The following is a 25,158-nucleotide window of genomic DNA, read 5'->3' on the forward strand; positions in this document are numbered from 1 at the left end:
ATGAGCCTTCATCCTGATATCGCCGCGCTGCTCGAGATGATTCAGCTCGGAACGGAATCCGGCGCGCGCATTCCGTTTCGGCAACTCACGCCGGCGCAGGCGCGTGCCGATTTCGACGCCTCCTCGCCGTTGCTGGATATCGATCCGCCGCCGCTCGCATGCGAGAGACAGCTTGTGCTGCCCATGCGCGACGGGACGGAGATCGCCGCGCGGCTCTATGCGCCGCGGCCGTTGGACGTCGCCGATCCGATGCCCGTGCTGCTCTACATGCATGGCGGCGGCTTCGTCGTCGGCAGCCTCGACTCGCACCAGCCGCTGTGCCGGGGTCTTGCCGATGACAGCGGCGCGGCGGTGCTGTCGATCGGCTACCGGCTGGCGCCGGAGCATCGGTTTCCGACCGCGTTCGAGGACTGCGTGGATGCGCTCGCCTGGATCGGGCGCGAGGGGCCTGCGCTTGGTCTGGACCCGCGGCGTGTCGCGGTCGGTGGCGACAGTGCGGGCGGCACGCTCGCTGCAGCCCTGGCGATCGCCGCGCGCGATGACCGGGCCTTGCCGCAGCCCGCTCTTCAGGTCCTCGCTTATCCCGGCCTCAGCCCGCAGCAGATCTCGGATTCCTACGAAAGATACGGCTCGGGCTATCTGCTCGAGCGCGAGACCGTGGACTGGTTCTTCGACCACTATCTCCCCCAGGACGCCGATCGCCACGACTGGCGATTTGCGCCGCTGGCGGCATCCGATCTCACGCGCGTCGCGCCTGCGCTGATCGTGCTCGCCGAGTTCGATCCGCTGGCCGACGAGGGGCGGGCCTATGCTGAAGGCTTGCGCGCGGCCGGGGTCGCCGTGGATCTGAAGGTCTATCCCGGCATGATCCACGAGTTCCTGCGCATGGGCAACGTCGTGCCGGACGCTCTGCGGGCCCGCGCCGACATCGGCGACAAGCTCGCTACCGTCTTCGGCATGGGAATGGGAGCTGGCGACCGATGATGACGTCATCCAATCCAGGACTTGCCAACGTCGGAAGCCTGCTGCGGCCTTATTGGTTGCTGCTCGTCGCAGCCATCCTGCTCGGTCTCCTCGGCGGCGCCAGCGTTGCGGGTCTGCTCGCCGTGGTGAACCGCGGCCTTTACGCAGGGCCAGGCGACATTGGTGGGCTGGTCGCCTCGTTCGCGGGTCTCTGTGTCCTGATCGTGGTCGGCTCCGTCGGCTCGGACATCAGCGCCAACGTCGTCGGACAGCGGATCGTCGCCTCGCTGCGCAAGTCGCTGGCCGCCAAGATCCTGATGGCGCCGATCGACCAGCTCGAATCCTATCGGTCGCACCGCCTCATCCCGGTCCTGACCAGGGATGTCGACGCCATCAGCGATTTCGCGTTCTTCTTTCCGGCCTTCCTGGTGTCCGGCGTCATCGTCGCCGGCTGCCTGATCTACCTGGCGGTGCTCTCGTGGCCGCTGTTCCTGGTCACGGCAGCCTTGATCGCGCTCGGGTCGTTCGTCCACTATCTCGCTCGCAAGCGTGGAATGACGGGCTTCAATCTCGCGCGCCAATACGAAGACGACCTGCAGAAGCATTACCGCGCGATCTCCGACGGCGCCAAGGAGTTGCGGCTGCACCGCCCGCGCCGACGCCACGTCCATGTCGATCTGATCGGGCAGACCGTCGACCGCATTGGCGACGTCCAGATCAAGGCCATCAATCTGCTCGTGACGGCGCGTGCGCTCGGGACGGTTCTCCTGTTCCTGGTGATCGGGACCACGCTCGTGCTGCGTCCGCTGCTGTGGCCCGACAGCCCGGCCTCGGTGTCCAGCGGCTTCGTTCTGGTGCTGCTGTTCATGCGCGGACCGATCGACCAGTTGATCGGTATGCTGCCGTCGCTCGGCCGCGCCCAGCTCGCGATGCGTCGGATCGCCGAATTGTCGGACCGTTTCACCACCGAAGAGGCGGAACTGCTTGATGATCCGGCCGGTCGGACTGCCGACCAGATTGAATCGATCGAGTTGCGCGGAGTCTCCTACGCATTCCCGGCGTCCTCATCCGAACGGCCCTTTGCCATCGGACCGATCGACCTTCGCATACGCTGCGGCGAGATCGTCTTCATCGTCGGTGAGAACGGCAGCGGTAAGACGACGCTGATCAAGCTGCTGCTCGGACTCTATGTGCCCGATCGCGGCGTGCTGCTGCGCGACGGCAGTCCTGTCGTCAGCGAGACCCGCGACGACTACCGGCAGCTCTTCACCACAATATTCTCGGACTATTTCCTGTTCGACACCCTTGCACAGCAGAGCAATCAGCGATCTGAGCTCGCACAGCGCTATCTCGACCGCCTCGAGCTTGCGCACAAAGTCTCCATCGAAGGCGGCGCATTCTCCACAACCGACCTGTCGACAGGCCAGCGCAAGCGGCTCGCCTTGATCAATGCCTGGATCGAGGGACGGCCCGTGCTGGTGTTCGACGAATGGGCGGCCGATCAGGATCCGGCGTTCCGTCAAATCTTCTACACCGAGCTGCTCGCCGACCTCAAACGTCTCGGCAAGACGATCATCGTGATCTCGCACGACGATCGCTACTTCCACTGCGCCGATCGGATCGTGCGCCTGCGCAACGGGAATATTGACGTGGGCGACCCCTCCGAGCGCCGCGAGCCGGCACGAAGGCAACGCTCGCTCACGCCGGCTCTGCAGGAGTCCATTGAGTCATTTGAGGCAACGAAGCCGTGATGTGCAGCTTTGTAGTTAATCTAAACGCGGTGCCTCGGACCTTCTTGTTTTTGTCGTGCCGGCCGATCTACATCCTGAACGGGAGTGGACAGGGATGACGCCCGTGCAGATCAATGAAGGGGGAGGGTTTCGCATGAGCGCGACCGCGAGCGCTGCAGGCAGAGCCCGGACGTTTCCCGTCGCAATTGACGCGACAATGTCGGTCGTTCGCGACGATGACGGGATAAAGGTGATCGCGGATGGCGCGGAGCTGTTGTCGTTCCGGTCAGATGGCGAGCTGATGCGGCTGACCGTGCGCGACGGCATCGGTGATTGGGGCCGGGTGTCGCGCGGAGTCGCGGCAATGGCCGAAGCGGTCTTCGGCTGGACGCCGTCGCTGGAGAGGCTCGTCCTTGCGCTCGACGACAACCCGGCAGCAGCATCGGTCTTGGCGAGAGACGGCCTTGCGGTGGTCACTGACGGCAGGTTGACGCTGCGTCCGGACATGGTGATGCAGCGACGCGAGAACTGGCTGACGGACGCCGCATGTCCGCCGTTTCCACTATCCTACACGATGACCGATGGCAGGCGTCATCCTCGGCGCCCTCCCAAGCCGGTCGGCACCGTCTACGCCCGTTTCATTCCCTGGCTGTCCGACGTCATCAGTTTTCGCGTCGTCGACATCGCTCACGATCTCCCGCTGGTGCACCGCTGGCTCAACGACCCGCGGGTGGACACGTTCTGGAACGAGGCGGGGGACATCGACAAGCACCGGCAGTATCTGTCGCGGATCATGTCGGACCCGCACATGGTGCCGCTGATCGGCTCCTTCGGTGATCAGCCTTTCGGCTATTTCGAGCTCTATTGGGCAAAGGAAAATCGCATCGCGCCGTTCTACGAGGCGGCGGACTATGATCGCGGTTGGCACGTGATCGTCGGCGAGCACGGCTTCCGGGGCCGCCGCTTCATCACGGCCTGGCTTCCCTCGCTCATGCACTACATGTTCCTCGACGATTGCCGCACCGAGCGCATCGTCGGCGAGCCGGCGGCGACGCATTCCCAGCAGCTGCGTAACCTGGATCTGGCGGGCTTTGCCAGGCTCAAGAACTTCGACTTCCCACACAAGCGGGCAACCCTGGTCATGTTGCTGCGCGAGCGCTTCTTCGGCGACCGGCTGTGGCAGCCGGCGCCCAAGGAAGCACCCATAGAAGCCTAGCGCGGACGGAGCATCACTCATGTCGTATCATCCTGCCCCTGAATATGATGTCGTCGGCGTTGGCTTCGGGCCATCGAACCTCGCACTGGCGATTGCACTCGACGATTGCGCCAGGCAGCAAAGCTTGAAATGCCGGTCCCTGTTCGTGGAAAGGCAGCAGGACTTCAAGTGGCATGGCGGAATGCTGCTGCCCGGCAGCAACATGCAGATCTCCTTCCTCAAGGATCTGGTATCGCTTCGCGATCCGACCAGTCCGTTCACCTTCGTCAACTATCTTCACAAATCCGGCCGGCTGCTCGACTTCACCAACTGCAAGACGTTCTATCCGAGCCGGATCGAGTTCAACGACTACCTCCGATGGGTCGCCGGCCAGTTCAGCGCCATGGTCGCATATGGAGAGACAGTCGAGGCTGTCGAGCCCGTGCACGCCGGTCAGTCCGTCACCGCGCTTCGCGTGCTCACGCGCATGGCTGACGGGAAAGAACGGTCACGCGTCACGCGGCACCTCGTGGCCGCCGTCGGCGGCGTGCCGCACATCCCGTCCGTATTTCGAGCGGTCGCGATGGATCCGCGGGTCGTGCACACCAGCGGCTATCTCGGCTCGACGCTTGCGGCAGGATCGGACGGCCGCTCGCCGCGGGTGGCGGTCATCGGCGGCGGGCAAAGTGCGGCTGAGGTCACCCTCGATCTCAGCGAGCGGATTCCGGGCGCCCAGATCGATCTGGTCTTCCGCGGGCATGCGCTCAAGCCGGCCGACAGCAGCCCGTTCGTAAACGAGATCTTCAACCCGGACTACACCGATTATTTCCATTCGCGGTCCGACGGGCAGCGCGAGACAATCGTCCGCAGCTTCCGCAATACTAATTATGCGGTGGTCGACCCCGACCTGCTCGATCAGCTCTACCGGATGACGTATCAGCAGCGCGTTGCCGGAGCTCGGAAGCTGGCGCTTCATCCGCGCAGCGAGATCGTCGCAGCTCATGCCTCCCCCGAGGGGGTGGTGCTCGAGTTCAATAACAAGGACGAGGAGGTCCGCCGCCGAGCGGCATACGATGCCGTCGTGCTCGCCACCGGCTACGAGCGATCTCCGATCCCGGGGTGTCTCGATCCGATCAGCCGCTACATCGAGTCGGCGTCGCTTGATCGCGACTATCGTCTGCAGACAAGTCCCGCGTTTCGTCCACATGTCTATGTGCAGGGCTGCGCCGAAACCTCGCACGGCCTCAGCGATACGCTGCTCTCGGTGCTGCCGATGCGGGCTCAGGAGATCACGAAGTCGCTCGTGTCGACAACGGCGAGAGAACAGGACGCAGCGTCCTCGCATGACCGGGCCGAGCGCGTGTACTCGTGATGGAAAGCCGAATGCGGAGCCGCGACGAGCGCGCCGCGCGCGACGTCGTGGATTGAGGCCGAAAGGGCATCTTTGCGACGACCTGGCCGTCCCTGGCGTGTCACGGTCGAATTGTCATCGGGGGGCGCCGTGCCTGCAACTGCTGGATGACCGACATCTCGTGTCGGCCGGCGGGCACGGTGGAGTGCAGGATTGGAAATGGGTGAGCCGCATCTGCCTGAGCGGGTCGTAACCTTGCTAGTGTCGAGTGAATACGCGCGGCTCGTTGGCCGGACCATGTCGGAACGGCTCGAATACATCGTCGACATCGCCTCGCTGCATACGCGCGACGAGTTGGTGCGGCGACTGGGACTCGGCCGCGTGGTCGTGCGCCAGGTCGAGAAATGGCTCGCGTTCCACGGACGCCGTCTGCGGCATCCGAACGAAAGCATCGATATTGCCATGTGCGGACTGGAATTTCGGAAGCGGCGCATCCGGCGGTCTCGGGTGGCGGTACGATCGCGTCGGTTGAACTCCAAGACGATCCCAAGGGAGCCGGGCCGAGGCAGTTGAGTTGCCCGTGCTCTGCCAGCGCGGCCAGGCCGCTGCCACGCCGCCGAAGCCCTGACGGGACCGCGATGCACGCGGAGTGCATCACAGGCTTATCGCGTCGCATCATGGAAAATGAGACTCGTCGTCAAGGCCGAGGCCGGGCGGGTTGCGCCCCGCCTCGGCTCATCCGCTAGCCTCCGCGGTCGATGGGGGCTCACCGTCGCTCGTCAGAGATCACGCGAGGCGTCGGGAAGGTCCGCTGCCAACATGGCCAACAAAACAGTGGCCGGCACACGCTCGTGTGCCCCAGCAATGGGCGACAAGGGAGGAGTTCGATGCACATGCGAAGTGTAGGTATCGCCGTGTTCACGGCGCATTTGCTGTCCGGCACGGCATTCGCGCAGGAAAAGATCAAGGTCGGCGTCACGGCGACGCTGGAGGGCACCTATACCGTGCTCGGCGAGGACGGGATGCGCGGCCATGTCACCGCGCTGAACGTGCTCGGCAAGAAGGTCGGCGACAAGGAGCTGGAGTTCGTCGTCGCGTCGACCGATGCCACGCCGGACTCGGCCGTCCGTGCCGTGCGCAAGCTGATCGAGCAGGATAAGGTGCAGATCCTGCTGTCGCCGTTGTCGGGCGACGAGGGCATCGCGGTCAAGAACTTCGCCAAGACGCACCCCGAGCTGACATTCGTCAACGCTGCGTCCGGTGCGCAGGAGACGACCTATGTCGATCCCGCGCCGAACTTCTTTCGCTTCAACATGGATGGCGCCCAATGGCAGGTCGGCCTCGGCAAATATGCCTATGAGACCAAGGGCTATCGCAAGATCGCGACTGTCGGCGAGGACTATTCCTTCATCTATACCCAGGTGTTCGGCCTGGCGCTGGAGTTCTGCGGCCTGGGCGGCAAGATCTCCAGCCGGCAATGGGTGCCGCTCGGCACCAAGGATTTCGCGTCGGTGATCGCGGCGCTGCCCGATGATGTCGATGCGATCTATCTCGGTCTCGGCGGCGCCGATGCCGTCAACTTCCTCAACCAGTATCAACAGGCCGGCGGCAAGGCGCACCTGATGGGCGGCTCGATCATGATCGACCAGACCATCCTGTCGTCAAAGGGCAATGCCAAGAACGCCCTGATCGGTACGATTGCGGCATCGGGGCAGGCCGATACCTGGGAGGATCCGCGCTGGCAGAAGTTCGTGAAGGCCTATCAGGACTCGTTCCCGCCGGAGAAGCGCTTCCCAAGCCCGTCGCTGCTTGCCACCAACTACTATGGCTCGACCATGGCGTTGATCCTGGCGCTGCGCGAGGTCAATGGCGATCTGTCGAACAACCAGGCCAAGCTAAAGGCGGCGCTGGCGAAGATCGAGATCGATGCTCCCAACGGCAAGATCAAGCTCGACGCCAACCGCCAGGCGATCGGCACCAACTTCGTCACCGAGGTCGTCGACGATGGCAAGGGCGCGCTGTTCAGCAAGGTCGTGAAGGTGATTCCCGACGTCAACCAGACGCTGGGATACGACGCCGCCACCTTCGCCAAGATCGGCCTGCCGAGCCGCACCGTGCCCGAATGTAAGAAGTACTGACCTTCTGCAGAGAGCGACGCGGCTCGAGCGGGCTCGGGCCGCGTCGTCGCGTCTCTTGCTTTCTGCAAAACAATGATCGACGCTGACGAACAATAAGAACCATTTCGGTGAGGAAGTGATGAGTAGGGCGCTCGCCGTCTTTCATGCTCGCTTCGGCCGCGCGACGGTTTATCAGCTAAATCGGCCATTCAATGTGCATGCCCACCGCGAGGGACATCTGATCTTTCATGTTGGCGGGACGCCGGCCGATATCGACGTCTGCGACCAGCATTATCAGATCGGCGAGGACTGGATCGTCGCGGTCAATCCGTGGGAGCCGCACAACTTCCTGCCGAACGATGTCGGCAACGGCGCCATCTTCTTCGTGCTCTACGTCAATGCGGAGTGGTTCACGCCGTCGGCCGCGCGCGAGCAGGGCCTGCGGTTTGGTCGTACCTGCTTTCGGCGAACCGCCGCCCTCGACCGCTGCATTCGCCGCGCCGCAGCGCTGGTATGTGGCGCGCCATCGCTCGGTTGCCTCGACGGCGAGCTGCGGCAGCTGATCGACAGTTGCTACGAGGAGAGCTGGCGCGTCTCGGATCAGATGCCCGAGCGGCCGTGCGCGGAAGTGACGGATTTTCGAGTTCGCAAGTGCATCAAGCTGATGTCGGACAGTCCGTGCGCCGAGATCGAGCTCGATCACATAGCCCGCGAATCCGGACTGTCGCGGCCGCATTTTTATCGGCTGTTCCGTAGCCAGACCGGAGTAACGCCCAACCTCTATTTGAATACGCTGCTGATGGAGCGGGCGCTCGATGCGGTGGTGGCGACGGAGTCGCCGATCGCCGACATCGGCTTCGATCTCGGATTCACCTCCCAGAGCGGCTTCACGCGCTTCTTCGCCGGAAATGTCGGCATGGCGCCGACCGATTATCGCCGCGCTGCAAAAGTGCTGCGTGCCTGACGTGCTGCTGCGCGTCGCGCGAAAAGAGACTATCGATCAAGTGCGCATGCTCGTCTGCCGCTACACTCTTCGGAACGTGATCCGGAAAAGGATCCGACGAGGGAGGACGAGCGATGGCCGGCACACCCGGCGATCTTCGGCTGAATGCGCCTTTCCGCTGTGATGACGGATCGGTCCCTCTGACCATGAGGGAGGGACGATGAGCCGCTTCATCGAGCGTCACCCGATCTGGTCCCTCATCATTCTTCTCGCCTTGGCGCTGCTGGCGTGGCTGATCTTCGCCGTCTGGCCGCCGGGGCTTGAGGAGGCGATCGGTCGGAAGAAGGTGTTCCTGAGTGCGGTGTTCAACGGCATCACGCTGGGCGGACTGTATTTCCTGGTCGCGAGCGGGTTCACGTTGATCTTCGGCCTGATGCGAAACGTCAATCTTGCGCACGGCTCGCTCTATCTGCTCGGCGGCTATGTGGGCTACGGCGTGTCCGCCGCGACCGGGTCATGGATACTCGCCTTCGCCGCCGCCTTCATCGTCGTCGCGGCCATCGGCGTTCTCTTGCAACTGCTCGTCTTTCGCCGCATGGAGGGGCAGGACCTGCGCCAGACCATGGTGACGATCGGCCTCTCGATCGTGTTCGCCGATCTGATGCTGTGGGCGTTCGGCGGCGACTTCTATCAGATCCAGACGCCGGCCTGGCTGATCGGGCCGGTGCAGCTCCCGCTGATGACGGCGATGAAATCGCCCGGCGAGCCGGTGTTCCTGCAGTATCCCCTGGTGCGGCTGGTGATCTTCTGCGGCTCGGTCGTGATCGGCGTCGCGATGTGGCTCGCGCTCAACCGCACCCGTGTTGGCATGATCGTGCGCGCCGGCGTCGATGATCGCGAGATCCTGGCGGCGACCGGCGTCCAGATTCAGCTCGTCTTCGTGCTGGTGTTCGCGCTGGGCGCGGGGCTGGCCGGCATTGCCGGCGTGGTCGGCGGAACCTTCCAGTCGATCTCGCCCGGCGAGGATACGCGCTTTCTGCTGGCGTCGCTGGTCGTCGTGATCGTCGGTGGCATGGGATCCATCCCTGGCGCGGCGCTCGGCGCTGTCATCATCGGGCTCGCCGAGCAGCTCGGCTCGGTCTACATCCCGACCTATGCGATCGTCGTGACCTTCCTGATCATGGTGCTGGTGCTGGCGGTGCGGCCCCAGGGCCTCCTGGCGAGGCGATGAGATGTCGCTGATCCAGGAGGCACGCGCGCGGGACAGCATGCTGGTAGGCGGCGCCGCACGGCAGCCGGCCGCATGGTCGGCCACCGAGCAGCCCTGGGCATGGGTGGTCGCGGCGCTGCTGCTGATCATGCCGCTGATCGCCAACGGCTTCTTCCTGATCGAGATCTTCGGCACCACCCTGATCCTCGGCACCATCGCGCTGAGCCTGATGTTCCTCGCCGGCTATGGCGGCATGGTCAGCCTGATGCAGCTGACCATTGCGGGCTTTGCCGGCTACATGGTTGCCGTGTTCGGCGTCAGCGGCAACGCCAATATCAGCCTGGGCTGGCCTTGGTGGCTGGCGACGCCCATGGCGCTGGTGCTTGCGGTGCTGTTCGGCACGCTCGGCGGCGCGCTCGCCGTGCGTACCGAGGGCATCTACACCATCATGATCACGCTCGCGATCGGCGCCGCGTTCTACTACTTCACCAACCAGAACTGGGCGATCTTCAACGGCCACACCGGCATCAATACGATTGCGACGCCGCATTTTCTCGGCGTCGATTGGCGCATGGACATCGCGTTCTATTACCTGACGCTCGCGGTGGCCGCGCTGTGCTATTTCGCCGTGCTCTATCTGTCGCGCGCGCTATTCGGCCTGGCGCTGCAGGGCGTACGCGACAATCCCAGGCGCATGGCGGCGCTCGGCTTCAACGTCAATGCACATCGCATCGCTGCATATGCGTTCGCGGCCCTGATCGCCGGCATGGGCGGCGTGCTGCAGGTCTGGAACTATCGGCAGATCTCGCCCGGATCGGTCGCGGTCGAGCGCTGCATCGACATTCTCATCGTCGCCGTCGTCGGCGGCATCACCCGGCCGGTCGGGCCGTATATCGGCGCCTTCGTCTTCGTCATCCTGCGCACCTTTGCGCTCGACTTCCTGGTCAAGGTCGGGCTCGACGGCAACCGGTTCCGGCTGCTGATCGGGCTCGGCTTCCTCGCCATCGTCTTCTGGTCGTCCGATGGCGTCATCGGCCTGTATGAGCGCTGGCGGCGTCGCGGCCGGCCTACGGAGAAGCAGCCCCGTCCGGGAGGGCACGGCCATGGATAGGGTGGCGGACCGGCTCTCGGCGCTGGGCTCGACTGCAGCCCTCGAACTGCGCGGCGTGACGCGGATGTTCGGCGCGCTGACCGCGCTCACTGACGTGACCATCACCGTTCGCCCCGGTGAGCGGCGCGCGGTGCTGGGCTCGAATGGTGCCGGCAAGACCACCCTGTTCAACTGCGTCACCGGTGACTTCCTGCCGACCTCCGGCACGATCCGCTTCTTCGGCGAGGACATCACCACCTTTCCGCCCTATGAGCGAATCCGCCGCGGGCTGCGCCGCACCTACCAGATCTCGGCACTGTTCCTTGGCCTCTCTGTCCGCGACAATGTCTACCTGGCCTGCCGCGGCGTCTCGCGCGCGCGGTTTTCCATGCTGCGACCCAGCGTCAACGATGCACTGATGCAGGCGACCGAACGCCTGATCGAGGCGGTGCATCTGACGTCCGTGCGCGATCAATTGGTGTCGGAGCTGGCCCATGGCCAGCAGCGCCAGCTCGAGATCGCGCTGGCGCTCGCCGGTGCGCCGCGCTTCATCCTGTTCGACGAGCCGGCGGCGGGCCTGTCGCCGACCGAGCGGCGCGAGCTGGTCGAGATCCTGACGTCACTGCCGCCGCATATCGGCTACATCATCATCGAGCACGACATGGACGTAGCGCTGCGCGTCGTCGAGAGCGTGACGATGATGCACAACGGCCGCATCTTCAAGGAGGGCGCGCCGCAGGAGATCGAATCTGATCCGGAGGTGCAGGAGCTCTATCTCGGAGGCGGTCATGAATGACATCCGCCGCTCCGCGCCTGCGCTCGAGGTCCGCGGCCTCGACGTGTACTACGGCCATTCGCATGCGCTGCAGGGCGTCGATCTCCGGCTCGACAGCGGCGTGTTCTCGCTGGTCGGCCGCAACGGCATGGGCAAGACGACGCTGTGCAAGGCCATCATGGGCCTGCTGCGGCCGTCCGGCGGCACGGTGCGTCTGCGCGGCAATGATATCACCGGGCTCAATCCGGCGCGTATCGCGCGGCTCGGCGTCGGCTATGTGCCGCAGGGGCGGCGTCTGTGGCGCTCGCTCAGCGTCGACGAGCACCTGCGCCTGGCAGCGGGCCAGCGCCGCGGCGCCTGGACCGTCGAGCGCGTCTACGAGACATTTCCGCGCCTCGCCGAGCGGCGCAACAATGGCGGCGGCCAGTTGTCGGGCGGCGAGCAGCAGATGCTGGCGATCTCGCGCGCGCTGCTGACCAATCCGCAGCTCCTGATCATGGACGAGCCGACAGAGGGCTTGGCGCCGGTCATCGTCGCCCAGGTCGAGGAGATGCTGATACGGCTCGGCCAGGACGGCGACATGGCGGTCCTCGTGATCGAACAGAACATCGGCGTCGCCACGGCGATCTCGCCGCGCGTGGCCATCATGGTCAACGGCCGCATCAACCGCATCATCGACTCGGCCCGGCTCGCCGCCGATCGCGAGCTGCAGCAGCGTCTGCTCGGCGTCGGCCAGCATGCCGGCGACGAGACCGATCTCGGGACGGGAGGGGTTCAGGAGGTGCCCGTCGCAGGTGCGGCGGTGTCAACGACGCCGAAAGCTGCGCCCGTCAAGGTTTACGTCTCTAATCCCGTGCTGCCGACGCGCTGGTCGCAGCCGGTGCCGATCGCGCAGATCGAGGCCAAGGCGCGCACGCTGTCCACCAGTGTGACCCGGCTCGACGAGGCAACTCGCCAGAGTCGCGAGGGCGCCGTGTCGATCGCGGCGGGCCCGCCGGCGGTGATCGTGGTCGGCACGCTCGACACCAAGGGTGACGAGCTGCGCTTCATCCGCGACATCGTCGCGGGCCACGGCCTGCGCACCCGACTTGTCGATGTCTCCACCAGCGGACGGCACGCGAGCTGCGACGTCTCGGCCCAGGAGGTCGCACTCAATCATCCCCGCGGCGGCTCCGCCGTGTTCGGCCCCGATCGCGGCGCATCGGTCACCGCGATGGCAGAAGCTTTCGCACGTTGGCTGCGGCGGCAGGACAACGTAGCCGGCATCATCTCGGCCGGAGGGTCTGGGGGCACATCGCTGGTCGCGCCGGGAATGCGCGACCTGCCGGTCGGTGTACCGAAATTGATCATCTCCTCTGTCGCATCCGGTGACGTCGGCGCCTATGTCGGGCCGGCCGACATCGCGATGATGTACTCGGTCACCGACGTCCAAGGACTCAATTCGATTTCGCGCGCGGTGCTGAGCAATGGCGCGCATGCGCTTGCCGGCATGGTGACGGCGCGCGAGCAGCAGTCCGCCGTCGCTGACCGCACCCGACCGCAACGTCCCGCCATCGGCATCACCATGTTCGGCGTGACTACGCCGGCGGTGCAGAAGCTCACGGCCGAGCTGCGCGACGACTACGAGTGCCTGGTCTTCCACGCCACCGGCGTCGGCGGCCGCTCGATGGAGAAGCTGGTCGAGTCCGGCATGCTCGCCGGCGTGATCGATCTCACCACGACCGAGGTCTGCGACCTGCTGATGGGCGGTGTGTTTCCGGCCATCGAGGATCGCTTCGGCGCCATCATCCGCAGCCGCGTGCCCTATGTCGGCTCGGTCGGCGCGCTCGACATGGTGAATTTCGGCGCGCCCGAGACCATTCCCGAGCGCTATCGCGGCCGCAAGTTTCACGTCCACAACCCGCAGGTCACCTTGATGCGGACGACGGCGGTGGAGAACGCGCAGATGGGGCGCTGGATCGGCGAGCGGCTCAATCGCATGGACGGGCCGGTCCGGTTCTTCCTGCCCGAGAAGGGCGTCTCGGCGCTCGATGCGCCGGGCCAGCCGTTCTTCGATCGCGAGGCGGACGAGGCGCTGTTCCGCAGCCTCGAACAGACCGTGCGGCAGACCTCGAGCCGGCGCCTGATCCGCGTGCCGCATCACATCAACGACAATGAGTTCGCAGCAGTGGTCGTCGGCGCCATCAGGCCGATGCTCGGGCGACTGCCGGCGCGGCGCAGACAGGCGAGGTGAGGGGATGGCGAGATATGAGCGCGCACCGCTGCTGAAGAAGTTTCGCGACATGGTGCGCCGTGGTGTGCCGATCATCGGCGGCGGCGCCGGCACCGGCCTGTCGGCCAAATGCGAGGAGGCCGGCGGCATCGACCTGATCGTGATCTACAATTCCGGTCGCTATCGCATGGCCGGCCGCGGCTCGCTCGCCGGGCTGATGGCCTATGGCGACGCCAATGCGATCGTCGTCGAGATGGCGAGCGAGGTGCTGCCGGTGGTGAAGTCCACGCCAGTGCTGGCGGGCGTCAACGGCACCGACCCGTTCCGTGACATGGATGTCTTCCTCGATGAGCTGAAGACGCTCGGCTTCTCCGGCGTGCAGAACTTTCCGACCGTTGGCCTGATCGACGGCACCTTCCGCGCCAATCTGGAGGAAACCGGCATTTCCTACGCGCTGGAGATCGACATGATCGGGCGCGCCCATGACAAGGACCTGCTGACGACGCCCTACGTGTTCAACGAGGCCCAGGCCGCGGGCATGGCGATCGCCGGCGCCGACATCATCGTCTGCCATCTCGGTCTCACCACGGGCGGCTCGATCGGCGCGCAGACCGCGCCCAAGCTCGATGACTGCCCCGGCCTGATCGATAGCTGGGCCTCGGCTGCGCTCAGCGTCAACCCGGAGATCCTGGTGCTGGCGCATGGCGGCCCGATCGCCGAGCCGGCCGATGCCGACTTCATCATGAAGCATACGAAGAATTGCCACGGCTTCTACGGCGCCTCCTCGATGGAACGGCTGCCGGTGGAGCGGGCGCTGACGGAGCAGGTGCGACATTTCAAGGCGATCAGCTCGCGGCCACGCCGCGTCTGAGGCGACAACACGAGATTCGGCAGCAACGGTGCGCGGCGCGGCGCTCGCCGGACGGGAGACCGAGGGAGGAATGAGATGTCCGGGGTTCTGGTTGGTGAGCTGATCCTTTGGCTGATCGTCGCGATCGTCGTCATCGTGGTCGCCGTCTACATCGTCAACTGGCTGTATCATCGCTCCTCGAAGGAGGTCTCCTTCGTCCGCACCGGCTTCATGGGGGAGCGCGTCGTGATCAATGGGGGCGCCTTCGTGCTGCCGTTCATCCACGACTATACGCCGGTCAACATGAACGTTCTGCCGATGGGCATCACGCGTGCGCGGCAGGACGCCGTCATCACGCGCGACCGGATGCGGGTCGACGTCGAGGCCGATTTTTACGTTCGCGTTCAGCCGACCCGCGAGGCCGTGTCGATCGCGGCGGCGACGCTTGGCCGCCGCACCCTCGAGCCGGAAAAATTGCACGCGTTGCTGTCCGGAAAGTTCATCTCCGCCGTGCGCGCGGTCGCCGCGGAGATGACCATGGAGCAGATGCACGAGCAGCGCGGCGACTACGTCTCGCGCGTCAAAGCGGCGGCCGCCGAGGCGCTGGCCCAGAACGGCCTCGAGCTGGAATCGGTCGCGATCACCGATCTCGACCAGACCGATCTCGAATTCTTCAACCCCTCGAACCGGTTCGACGCCGAGGGCTTGACACGGCTGATGGAGGACATCGAAAGCAAGCGCAAGCTGCGCAACGACATCGAGCAGGACTCGATGATCAAGATCCGCACCCGCAATCTCGAAGCCGAGCGCGAGGCGCTGGAGATCGAGCGGGAGAGCGAGACGGCACGGCTGGAGCAGGAGCGCGATATCGAGATGCGCCGTGCCTTGCAGCGGACGGAGGTCGCGCGCGAGCGCGCGCTGCGTGAGACCGAGGCTGAGCAGGCACAGATCATGGCACGGGAGGCGATCGAGAAGTCCCGCATCGCCAACGAGCTGACGATTGCGGAGGCGCGGATCGCGGCCGAGCGCGACACGCGGCAGCGCGAGATCGAGCGCACGCGCGCTGTCGAGGAGCGCGAGCTGCTGGCGCGCGAGGACATCGAGAAGGCGCGGATCGCCAACCAGCGCGCGATCGATGCCGCGCGCATCGAATCCGAGCGGGAGGTGCGCCAGCGCGACATCGAGCGGACGCGTACCATCGAGGAGGCCGAGATTGCGGCGCGCGAGGCAGTGGAGAAGGCGCGGATCCAGCAGGATCGCGTGGTCTCGGATGCGCGCATCGCCAACGACGAGGAGACGCGCCGCCGCGAGATCGAGCGAACCCGCGCGATCGAGGAGGCGGAGATCGCGGCGCGCGAGGCGACCGAGAAGGCGCGGATCGCGCAGACCATGATCGTCAATCTGGAGCGCATCAGCTCCGACGAGCGGACGCGCGCCACCGAGATCGCCCAGGTGCGCAACATCCAGGAGGCCGAGATCGCGGCGCAGAAGGCGGTCGAAGCCGCGCGCATTGCGCGTGAGCAGGTGCTGTCCGCAGAGCGCATCGCCGCCGAGCATGCCACGCGCAAGCTGGAGATCGAGCGCAACCAGGGCATCGAGATCGCCGGCATTGCCGCGCGCGAGGCGACGGAAGCCAGCCGCATCGCGCAGGAGGAACGGGTGCGTGCGCTGGAGATCGCGCGCATCCGGACCATCGAGGAGGCCGACATCGCCTCGCGCGAGGCGATCGAGGCGGCCCGTATCGCGCAGGAGCAGGCAGTCGCCGAGAAGCGCATCCGCTCGGAGAAGGAGACGCGGAGCCTGGAGATCCAGCGCACCGAGGCCGTCGAAGCCGCGGATTTGAAGCGGCGCGAGGCCGTGGAGCGGCGCCGCATCGAGGTCGAGCTGGCGCTGGAGGCTGAGCGCATCGCCTCGTCGCGGACGCGCGAGGTGCTGAACATCGATCAGAAGAAAGCGATCGAGCTCGCCGACGAGATCAGGGTGATCGAGCTCGCCGCCAAGCGCGCTGAGCGCATCGATGCCGATCGGCAGGTCAGGGAAGCCGAGATCGTCGCGCGCAAGCAGGTCGAGACTGCGGACGTGTCGCGCGAACAGGCGCTGGAGGCTGTCCGGCTGGAGCGCCGCCGCGCCATCGAGCAGCTCGAGGTCGCGCGTGTGCAGTCGCTGCAGGAGGCCGAGATCGCCGCCCGCGAGGAGGTCGAGCGCGCGCGCATCGCCTCCGATCGCGGTCTCGACGAGGCCCGCATCGGCCGCGAGCGCGAGCTGCGCAAGCTCGAAGTGAACCGCGAGAAGGACGTCGAGACGGCGCTGATGGAGAAGGCGATCGCGCTGTATCAGAAGTCTCTGGAGGAATCCGCGGCCAAGGTCGCCGCCGAGGAGGCGCGCACGCGTGCCACCGAGGCAACGGAAAAAGTGATCACTGCGCGCGAGAGCGAGATCGCCCGCCGGCGCAAGACCGTGGAGGTGATGATTGCCGAAAAGCAGGCGGAGGAGACCCGGATCGCCGCCGAGGCCGAGCGGGTCCGCGCGGCTGTCGAGGCGGAAGCACAGAAGCTGCTCAACGAGGCCGAGAATGTGCTGACCGACCAGGCGCGCTACTCGCTGTTCCGGCGCAAGCTGCTCGACCGCATCGAGGGTATCGTGCGCGAGAGCGTCAAGCCGATGGAGAAGATCGAGGGCATCCGGATCCTCCAGGTCGACGGCCTGAACGGCAATGGCGGCAACGGCAATGGGGGCCGCAGCGCTACCGACGAGGTGATCGACTCCGCGCTGCGCTACCGTGTCCAGGCGCCGCTGATCGACTCCATCCTCTCCGACATCGGCGTCGAGGGCGGCAGCCTTGCCAAGATGCCGGGCTTGATCCGCGAAGCCAGGGACATGCAGGGCATCCGGAAAGAGACCGCGGCGCGCAAGGACGCAGAGGGAAGCGGAGGGGGGGACGCCAGCCCAACCGAACCGCCGGCCGACCGCGGTCCGCGCAAAAAGGGGTGAGGCACCATGGCGAGGGTCTACGTCTCCACCGTCGTGAGCGCCCGCAACGATCGGGTGTGGGCGCGCGTCCGCGACTTCAACGGCTTGCCGAACTGGCATCCGGCGATTGCGGAGAGCCGGATCGAGGGCGGTGAGCCCGCCGACAAGATCGGCTGTGTCAGGGATTTCCGCTTACGCAATGGCGACCGCATCCGCGAGAAGCTGCTCGGCCTGTCCGACTACGACATGTTCTGCACCTATTCGATCCTGGAATCGCCGATGGGTGTGTCGAACTACGTGGCGACCTTGCGGCTGACCCCGGTCACGGATGGCGACAAGACCTTCCTGGAATGGACCGCCGAGTTCGACTGCGCGCCCGAGCGCGAGGCCGATCTGATCGCTTCGATCGGCGGCGGCGTGTTCCAGGGCGGCTTCGATGCCCTCAAGCGCGCGTTCGGAGGCTAGGCCGTGCCGCACGTCGTCAAGAGCACGATCATCGATGCGCCGACAGAAATCGTGTGGAATGTGCTGCGCGACTTCAACGGCCATGATCGCTGGCATCCGGCGGTGGCGACGTCCGCGATCGAGCGCGCGCAAGCCTCCGACAAGATCGGCTGTGTTAGGCGTTTTCGCCTCAAGGACGGCTCCGAGCTGCGCGAGCAATTGCTGGCGCTGTCCGATCTCGAACAGAGCTTCAGCTACTGCCTGCTCGATACGCCGATCCAGCTGTTCAACTACGTCGCCCATGTCCGGCTGCTGCCGGTCACCGACGGTGACCGCACCTTCTGGCACTGGGAGAGCCGGTTCACGACGCGGCCCGAGCAGTCCGAGGCGCTGACGCGCATGGTGGCAGAGGACATCTACCAGGCCGGCTTCGAGGCGATCCGATCGCATCTGAAGCAGGCGGCATGAGCAAGAGGTGAACCGATGCCGGTCACGGTGAAGACGTTTCAGGCGGTGAGCGAGGCGGCCTCGGTGCTGTCGTCGGATCGCGCCGCGCGCTATCTCGGCGGCGGCACGCTGGTCATGCGCGATCTCAACGAAGGCGACGTCTCGATCGCCACCGTGATCCGCGCCACCGATCGCGCGCTGCAGAGCATCGACGCCACGGGCGGGCGCATCCGGATCGGCGCCGGCGTTACCTTCGCCCGCGTTCTGGCCGAGCGCGAGCTGTCCTTCCTGCATCCGGCGGCGCGCTCGATCGGCGGCCCGGCGGTTCGCAACATGGGGACCGTCGGCGGCAATCTGTTCGCGCCGGCGCCGTTCGGCGACTTCACGGTGGCGCTGCTGGCGCTCGACGGCATGGTCTCGCTGCAGGGCGGCTTTGGCGTCCGGGAGATGCCGATCGAGGATTTCCTGCAATCGCGCGACCGCCAGGGTGCTGCGCTGGTGGTCGCCGTGTCCTGCATCAGGCCGGCGTCATCGGATGCGTTCCGCTATCGCAAGATCGCGCGCATCAAGCCGAAGGGCGGATCGGTGGTCACGCTCGCGGCGCATCTTCCACAGAGCGGCGGTCGCGTGACCGGCGCGCGGATCGCGCTGGGATCGATGGCGCCGACCGCTGTTCGCGCCAAGGCCGCTGAGCGCGCGCTCGAAGGCCGGCCGCTCGATGCCGGCGCGATCAGCGCCGCCGCTGCTGCGGCAGCCGAGGGAACGGCACCTACGGACAATTCGCTGGCGAGCGCGTGGTATCGCCGCGAGGTGGTCGGCGTGCATCTGCGGCGGCTGCTGTCGGGACAGGAGAGCTAGACCATGGCCAAGACCCCACTTCAGTTCCGGCACAATGCTTGCGACGTCGCGCTGTTCGTCGACGGCGGCACCAATCTCCTGGTCGTGCTGCGCGAGATGATCGGCGACGTCACGCCGAAATTCGGCTGCGGTCAGGGCGGCTGCGGCGCCTGCACCGTGCTGATCGACGGCGACGCGCATCTGTCGTGTCTGACGCTCGCCGAAGCCGTCGAGGGCCGCGCGGTCGAGACGCTCGACGGTATCAAGAGCGGTCCGACCCTGCATCCGCTGCAGCGCGCTTTCGCCGAGGGGTTTGCCGCGCAATGCGGCTATTGCACGCCGGGCATGCTGATGGCGGCCAAGGCGCTGCTGGACAAGATCCCGCAGCCGAGCCGCGAGCAGGTGGTGGAGGCGATCTCCGGCAACATCTGCCGCTGCACCGGCTACGAGCCGATCATCAATGCGGTGCTGGCGGCAGCCGCGTCGCTGCGCGCGAGCGCCTGAGGGGAGATCGCCATGCTGGAACTGCGCAAGGACATCTTCGCCGACGAGCGCGACGACAATCTCAACGAGGTCGGCAAGGGCACGCAGCGCCAGGACATGCTGGGCCACGTCACGGGGACCTCGACCTATTTCAATGACCACAAGCTGCAAGGCATGCTGCACCTGAGGGTCGTGAGGTCGACGCAGCCGCATGCGCGGCTGCGTCGCATCGACACCGGCGAGGCCGAGCGAAGCGACGGCGTGCGGCGGATCATCAGGGGCGGCGACGTGCCGCGCAACCTCAACACGCTGCTCAGCCTGATCAATTTCGGCAAGGACGATGAGCCGACGCTCGCCGTCGATAAGGTCCGCTACAAGGGCGAGCCGATCGTTGCCGTGGTCGCTGACACGCCGCGCGCCGCAGCCGAGGCGGCTGCCAAGGTGCGGGTGGACTACGAGAGCTTGCCGGCCGTGTTCGATGTCGAGGAGGCGTTGAGACCGGGCGCGCCTGTTGTCAACGAGACCTATCCGAAGAACACGTTCACCTATCACGAGCGCTACGATCACCAGAAGCTGCGCTTCGGAGATGTCGAGCGCGGCTTTGCGCAGGCCGACCATGTGCTGGAGCAGCGCTACCAGATGTCGCCGATCGAGCATGCGCCGGTCGAGACCAACGGCTCGATCGCCGCGCCCGACACCAACGGCCGCTATGTCGTCTACACCTCCACCCAGGCGCTGTTCTTCTCGCTCGACACCTGCGCCAAGATCCTCGACCTGCCGTCCAACACCTTCCACTTCATCGGCGGCACCGTCGGCGGCGGCTTCGGCGGCAAGGTCGACACGCTGACCGAGCCGCTCGCCATTCTCGCTGCGATGTTGACGGGGCGCCCGGTGCGCTACGTGCTCGGGCGAGAGGAAGAGATGCAGTTCGGGCCGCCCCGCGGCGCCGAACGCATCTACGTCAAGGACGGCGTGATGCGCGACGGCCGCATCGTCGCGCGCCAGATCCGCGCCTATTTCGACTCGGGCGCCTACACGCGGCTGTCGAGCTACGCGGTGGTCAAATGCGCCGCGCACCTGCCCGGTCCCTACACGATCCCGAACGTCCATGGCGACATCTACTGCGTCTACACCAACCGCACGCCGGCCACCGCGATGCGCGGCTTTGGCATCACGGGCATGGACTTCGCGCTCGAATGCCAGATGGACAAGCTCGCGCATCTGATCGGCATGGACCCGATGGAATTCCGCATCCTCAACGCCTATCGCGACGGCGACATGAAGGCGCATCGCCGCGAGGCCAAGAACACGGCGCTGATCGAATGCGTGCAGGTCGCGGCCGAGAAGGCCAAATGGCCGATCCGCGAGGAGTTCCGCCGCATGTCATCGCGCAAGGATGGCGGCGGAACGCGGGCGGCTGTTCCCTCCACGCCACGTGAGCCGGTGAGCGCGCGGCCTGCGCCGGCGCAGCAGCGCACGAGCTACGACCGAGGGCTTCCAGTTTCTCCACCTCCAGAGCCGCCGTCACCACCCCCACAGAGCCCGGCACCGGCTCCCGCACACGGCGCGACGCGGTTCTCGTCGGTATTCGGCACGAGGAGGCGCTGAAATGACGAGGCACCGCGGCCGCGGCATGGCGGCGATCAACTATCCCATCGGCATGAATCTCGGCGGCGATCCGAGCCAAGCGCTGGTGCATTCCAATCCCAGCGGCAAGTTCACGGTGGCGCTGTCGTCGATCGATCTCGGGCAGGGCATGAAGTCGGTCACGCGGCAGATCTGCGCCGAGACGCTCGGCGTGCCGGTCGAGGACGTTTATGTCGACACCGCCGATTCCGACACCGGGCCGCACTGCATGGGCTCGTTCGCCTCGCGCGGCACCCATCGCGTCGGCAATGCCGTCATGGCGGCGGCCAGGGAGGCGCGCGGCGTCATGATGGAGGCAGCGGCCGAGGAGCTCGAGGTCAACGCCAGCGATCTCGAAACCGACGGCCGCGGCAACATCCACGTCAAGGGCGCGCCGCATCGCTCGATCTCGGTCAAGGACGTCGCCATCGCCGCCCAGTTCCGACAGGGCAAGACCATCTCCGGTCGCGGCATCTTCCTGGTGCCGTTGTCGGACGTCGATCCCGAGACCGGCGAGATGTCGCCGGCCACCTGCTACGCGCATGCGTGCCTCGTCGCGGAGGTCGAGGTCGATGACGAGACCGGTGAGGTCGGTGTGGTCAGGATGGACAGCGCCTATGAGCTGGGACGTGCGCTCAATCCGCGTCTGGTCGAGCAGCAACTGGTCGGCGGCGCCTGGATGGGCATGAGCCATGCACTCTATGAGACGACCGAGCCGTATTATCCCGATCCCAAACAAGGGCCGCGCGACTTCGTCGAATATCTGATGCCGGGACCCGGCGACATCTGTCCGCACGACATCGCCGTGCTGGAACGCCCCGCGCCGGACGGCCCGTTCGGCGGCAAGGGGCCGGGTGAGATGTGCGCCAATCCGGTGCTGCCCGCGATCGCGAATGCGATCTTCAATGCGGTGGGCGTGCGAATCGATGAGCTGCCGATCACGCCGGAGAAGGTGCTGCGCGCGATCAAGGCTCAGGGCGGCGCGCGGCCGCAGACGCGGCGGTGAAACGATATGGTCGTCCGCAGCAACATCGTCGGCATCGACTCGCCGCAGGCGCTGGAGAAGGCGCTGCGCGCGGCTTATTATCTCGCCGATGAGGGACTCTCCACCGCTGCCTATCTCGCGCTTGCGCTAGGCAAGCCGCTGCTGCTGGAGGGTGCGCCCGGCGTCGGAAAAACCGAGGCGGCGAAGGCAGTCGCCGCGGTGCTCGGCCGCAAGCTGATCCGCCTGCAATGCTATGAAGGCGTCGACGCTGCGGCGGCGCTCTACGAGTGGAACTATCCGCGCCAGATGCTCGCGATCCGCCAGGCCGGCGAGGACAGCATCGACATCTATGGCGAGAGTTTTCTGATCGAGCGGCCGATGCTGGCCTGCCTGCGCGCGCCCGACTCGACGGTGCTGCTGATCGACGAGATCGATCGCGCCGACCAGGAGTTCGAGGCCTTCCTGCTCGAATTCCTCTCCGACTTCCAGATCTCGATTCCAGAGCGTGGCACGATCCGTGCCGCCGAGCGGCCGATCGTGGTGCTGACCTCGAACCGCACCCGTGAGCTGCATGAAGCGCTGCGCCGCCGCTGTGTCTATCATTGGATCGACTATCCCGATGCGGAGCGCGAGGCACGGATCGTGATGATGCGCGCGTCCAGCGTGGCCGAGGCGACCGCGCGCGCCGTCGTGGCGGCGGTGGCGAAGCTCAGGCGTGAGCCGTTGAGCAAGGCGCCCGGCATTGCCGAGGCGGTCGACTGGGCCGAGGCCGCGACGCTTCTGAACCAGACCGGCGCGCGCTGGCCCGACGCCTTCCGGCGCTCGATCGGCGTAGCGCTGAAGGACGAGGAGGATCTTTCCTTCATCGCGCCTCGGCTCGATGCCCTGCTTGCGGAGGCGATGACATGAGCGAGGCGCGCCTGCCGCATGCGACTGAGATCTTCGTGACATTCGCTGCGCTGTTGCGGCGAAACGGCTTCGCAATTGCGCCGGAGCAGACCACCGCCTTCCTCGCTGCGATCGAACTGCTGGGGCCTGTCAGCATCGAGGATATCCGCCGTGCCGGGACGGCGACCCTCGCGCCACCTCCCGAGCGGCTCGCGACCTACAATCTGCTGTTCGACGTCCATTTCGGTGTCGCCGAGGCGACGGCGTTCAGCGAGAGCGACAGGCAGGACGATGTCGTGCGGCTGCAGGAGGAGGGCGACAGCGCCGTCGATCCCGACATTGCGCAGGACCAGAACGAGTCCGGTCTGGCGGCAACGCGCGCCGAGGCGTTGGTTGTGCGTCGGTTGAGTGCGACCACGGGAGGCGGTCCGCTGCAGCTTCTGGCGCGTCAGGCGCGTGCGAAGCTACCGAAGCGGCGAGGCCATCGGCGCATGCGCGCGCGGCGCGGCAGCTTCGTCGACCTGCGCCGAACCTTGCGTGAAAGCGTGCGGCGCGATGGCGAGGTGCTGTCGCTGCGGCGCTTGAGGCGCCGGCCGCGGCTGCGCCGGCTGCTGCTGTTGATCGACGTCTCCGGCTCGATGAAGGCGCGGACCGAGGACAACATGCGGCTCGCTCATGTGTTGGTCCAGGCGGTGCCGCAGGCCGAGGTGTTCACCTTGGGCACGCGGCTGACGCGGGTCACGCGGCCGTTGCGGCTGAAGCGGCGCGAGCAGGCGCTGCTGGCGGCTTCGCATCTCGTCAGCGACTGGGACGGTGGCACGCGCATCGGCGAGGCGCTGCAGGCTTTCCTCGGCGTGCCGCGATTCTCGATCTATGCGCGGGGCGCGGCGGTTCTGGTGATCTCGGACGGGCTGGAGCGGGGTGACCATCAAGTGCTCCGCGAAGCCGTGTGGAAACTGTCGCTGCGCGCCTGGCGCCTGAGCTGGCTGACGCCGCTGGCGACTGGGCCGGGCTTCAGGCCGCAGACGGAAGCGCTGCAGGCCATTGCGCCACTTGTCGATGACATGGTGCCGGGCGGCTCGGACGAAGCCATCGTCGCGCATGTGTTGTCGCTGGCGCAGAGGAGGGCGGCATGACCGGCTATGTCGATGCGCATCATCACATCTGGCGCCAGGCCGACCTGCCCTGGCTGGTCGGCCCGATGCAGCCGCGGATCTTCGGGCCCTATGAGTCGATCCGGCGCGACTACCCGATCGAGGAATATCTCGGGGACATCGCCGGCAGCGGTGTGACGCAATCGGTCTACGTCCAGACCAACTGGGCCAAGGACGGCTTCGAGGAGGAGGCCGCGTGGGTGCAGCGCACCGCCGATCAGCACGGCTATCCGCATGCCATCGTCGCCTATGCCGATCTCGCCGTTGATGACGCGCGGCCGCAATTCGATCGGCTCGCGCGTTATCCGCTGGTGCGCGGCGTTCGCATGCAGCTGCACTGGCATGAGAATCCGTTGTACCGGTTCGCGGAGTCGCCCGATCTCTGCAGTCAACGGAATGTCCGCGCCAACATGGCGCGGCTGGCCGACTACGGCTGGTCGTTCGACCTGCAGGTGTTTGCCGGGCAAATGGCCGGCGCCGCGGCGCTGGCCGAGAGCTGTCCGGCCGTCACCTTCGTCCTCCAGCACGCCGGCATGCTGGAGGACCGGTCGCCGGCGGGACGCGAGCAATGGCGCGCCGGCATGCATAAGCTTGCGGCCTGCCGCAATGTCGTCAGCAAGCTCTCGGGCCTCGGCACCTTCATCCGCCGCAACGATCCCGCTGATGTCGCCGATGTCGTACGCGAGACCCTCGCTATCTTCGGCCCCGAGCGCTGCCTGTTCGGCTCGAACTTTCCGATCGAGAAGCTCTGGACCGACTATCGCACACTGGTGGCAGCCTATGAGGCTGCCATCCACGGCCTCGACAAGCGTGCACGCGCGCAGGTCATGGGAGAGACGGCGCGCCGCGTCTATCGGCTGGGATGATACCGCCTGCAACGACAACAAA

22 protein-coding genes are annotated in these 25,158 nt (G+C 66.2%); all 22 read left to right on the forward strand.

Annotated features, from left to right (window positions below):
• The 22 genes from QX070_RS23555 to QX070_RS23660 all read left to right on the forward strand — a co-directional run bounded on the left by QX070_RS23555 (nucleotide 1) and on the right by QX070_RS23660 (nucleotide 25,136).
• Nucleotides 1–984 carry an alpha/beta hydrolase gene (locus QX070_RS23555; RefSeq protein WP_315739519.1) on the forward strand — a complete coding sequence of 328 codons (984 nt, stop codon included), beginning with the start codon at nucleotides 1–3 and terminating at the stop codon, nucleotides 982–984.
• Nucleotides 981–2,714 (forward strand): cyclic peptide export ABC transporter, encoded by a 1,734-nt coding sequence (locus QX070_RS23560; RefSeq protein ID WP_315739520.1) that lies wholly within the window; start codon nucleotides 981–983, stop codon nucleotides 2,712–2,714. The genes QX070_RS23555 and QX070_RS23560 overlap by 4 nt, the downstream gene beginning before the upstream one ends.
• 55 nt (nucleotides 2,715–2,769) lie before the next feature.
• Nucleotides 2,770–3,909, forward strand: coding sequence for a GNAT family N-acetyltransferase (locus tag QX070_RS23565; RefSeq protein WP_409999181.1), 1,140 nt, complete (start codon nucleotides 2,770–2,772; stop codon nucleotides 3,907–3,909).
• Nucleotides 3,910–3,928: 19 nt separating this feature from the next.
• Nucleotides 3,929–5,260, forward strand: a complete 1,332-nt coding sequence (locus QX070_RS23570) for a lysine N(6)-hydroxylase/L-ornithine N(5)-oxygenase family protein (RefSeq protein ID WP_315739521.1) — start codon at nucleotides 3,929–3,931, stop codon at nucleotides 5,258–5,260.
• A 198-nt stretch (nucleotides 5,261–5,458) separates the two neighbouring features.
• Entirely contained in the window at nucleotides 5,459–5,812 is a 354-nt protein-coding gene (locus QX070_RS23575) for a hypothetical protein (protein WP_315739522.1), read from the forward strand.
• Between the two features lie 314 nt (nucleotides 5,813–6,126).
• Nucleotides 6,127–7,377 (forward strand): ABC transporter substrate-binding protein, encoded by a 1,251-nt coding sequence (locus QX070_RS23580; RefSeq protein ID WP_315739523.1) that lies wholly within the window; start codon nucleotides 6,127–6,129, stop codon nucleotides 7,375–7,377.
• A 118-nt stretch (nucleotides 7,378–7,495) separates the two neighbouring features.
• The gene (locus QX070_RS23585) at nucleotides 7,496–8,320 is read left to right on the forward strand and encodes an AraC family transcriptional regulator (RefSeq protein ID WP_315739524.1); all 825 of its coding nucleotides are present in this window, start codon (nucleotides 7,496–7,498) and stop codon (nucleotides 8,318–8,320) included.
• A gap of 199 nt (nucleotides 8,321–8,519) precedes the next feature.
• On the forward strand, nucleotides 8,520–9,530 hold the full coding sequence (locus tag QX070_RS23590) for a branched-chain amino acid ABC transporter permease (protein ID WP_315739526.1): 1,011 nt from the start codon (nucleotides 8,520–8,522) through the stop codon (nucleotides 9,528–9,530).
• A 1-nt stretch (nucleotide 9,531) separates the two neighbouring features.
• On the forward strand, nucleotides 9,532–10,620 hold the full coding sequence (locus QX070_RS23595; RefSeq protein WP_409998899.1) for a branched-chain amino acid ABC transporter permease: 1,089 nt from the start codon (nucleotides 9,532–9,534) through the stop codon (nucleotides 10,618–10,620).
• The gene (locus QX070_RS23600; RefSeq protein ID WP_315739527.1) at nucleotides 10,613–11,395 is read left to right on the forward strand and encodes an ABC transporter ATP-binding protein; all 783 of its coding nucleotides are present in this window, start codon (nucleotides 10,613–10,615) and stop codon (nucleotides 11,393–11,395) included. The genes QX070_RS23595 and QX070_RS23600 overlap by 8 nt, the downstream gene beginning before the upstream one ends.
• Nucleotides 11,388–13,607: an ABC transporter permease gene (locus QX070_RS23605; protein WP_315739528.1), complete on the forward strand. Its 2,220-nt coding sequence runs from the start codon at nucleotides 11,388–11,390 to the stop codon at nucleotides 13,605–13,607. The genes QX070_RS23600 and QX070_RS23605 overlap by 8 nt, the downstream gene beginning before the upstream one ends.
• A gap of 4 nt (nucleotides 13,608–13,611) precedes the next feature.
• Entirely contained in the window at nucleotides 13,612–14,457 is an 846-nt protein-coding gene (locus QX070_RS23610; RefSeq protein ID WP_315739529.1) for a phosphoenolpyruvate hydrolase family protein, read from the forward strand.
• Nucleotides 14,458–14,532: 75 nt separating this feature from the next.
• On the forward strand, nucleotides 14,533–17,427 hold the full coding sequence (locus QX070_RS23615) for a flotillin family protein (protein ID WP_315739530.1): 2,895 nt from the start codon (nucleotides 14,533–14,535) through the stop codon (nucleotides 17,425–17,427).
• Nucleotides 17,428–17,433: 6 nt separating this feature from the next.
• On the forward strand, nucleotides 17,434–17,871 hold the full coding sequence (locus tag QX070_RS23620; RefSeq protein WP_315739531.1) for an SRPBCC family protein: 438 nt from the start codon (nucleotides 17,434–17,436) through the stop codon (nucleotides 17,869–17,871).
• Nucleotides 17,872–17,874: 3 nt separating this feature from the next.
• Nucleotides 17,875–18,318 carry an SRPBCC family protein gene (locus QX070_RS23625; protein ID WP_315739532.1) on the forward strand — a complete coding sequence of 148 codons (444 nt, stop codon included), beginning with the start codon at nucleotides 17,875–17,877 and terminating at the stop codon, nucleotides 18,316–18,318.
• Between the two features lie 15 nt (nucleotides 18,319–18,333).
• The gene (locus QX070_RS23630; RefSeq protein ID WP_315739533.1) at nucleotides 18,334–19,155 is read left to right on the forward strand and encodes an FAD binding domain-containing protein; all 822 of its coding nucleotides are present in this window, start codon (nucleotides 18,334–18,336) and stop codon (nucleotides 19,153–19,155) included.
• A 3-nt stretch (nucleotides 19,156–19,158) separates the two neighbouring features.
• Complete coding sequence (locus QX070_RS23635; RefSeq protein ID WP_315739535.1) at nucleotides 19,159–19,638, forward strand: (2Fe-2S)-binding protein; 480 nt, start codon at nucleotides 19,159–19,161, stop codon at nucleotides 19,636–19,638.
• Between the two features lie 12 nt (nucleotides 19,639–19,650).
• A complete protein-coding gene (locus QX070_RS23640) occupies nucleotides 19,651–21,225 on the forward strand; it encodes a xanthine dehydrogenase family protein molybdopterin-binding subunit (RefSeq protein WP_315739536.1) in 1,575 nt (524 codons plus the stop codon).
• A 1-nt stretch (nucleotide 21,226) separates the two neighbouring features.
• Complete coding sequence (locus QX070_RS23645) at nucleotides 21,227–22,249, forward strand: xanthine dehydrogenase family protein molybdopterin-binding subunit (protein ID WP_315739537.1); 1,023 nt, start codon at nucleotides 21,227–21,229, stop codon at nucleotides 22,247–22,249.
• Between the two features lie 6 nt (nucleotides 22,250–22,255).
• Complete coding sequence (locus QX070_RS23650) at nucleotides 22,256–23,137, forward strand: MoxR family ATPase (RefSeq protein ID WP_315739539.1); 882 nt, start codon at nucleotides 22,256–22,258, stop codon at nucleotides 23,135–23,137.
• Entirely contained in the window at nucleotides 23,134–24,252 is a 1,119-nt protein-coding gene (locus QX070_RS23655; RefSeq protein WP_315739540.1) for a VWA domain-containing protein, read from the forward strand. Before QX070_RS23650 ends, QX070_RS23655 begins: the two co-directional genes overlap by 4 nt.
• Nucleotides 24,249–25,136, forward strand: a complete 888-nt coding sequence (locus QX070_RS23660) for an amidohydrolase family protein (protein ID WP_315739541.1) — start codon at nucleotides 24,249–24,251, stop codon at nucleotides 25,134–25,136. Before QX070_RS23655 ends, QX070_RS23660 begins: the two co-directional genes overlap by 4 nt.
• Nucleotides 25,137–25,158: the final 22 nt, after the last annotated feature.

Origin of the sequence: Bradyrhizobium sp. SZCCHNR1093, assembly GCF_032381175.1 — a bacterium.
Lineage (GTDB): Bacteria > Pseudomonadota > Alphaproteobacteria > Rhizobiales > Xanthobacteraceae > Bradyrhizobium.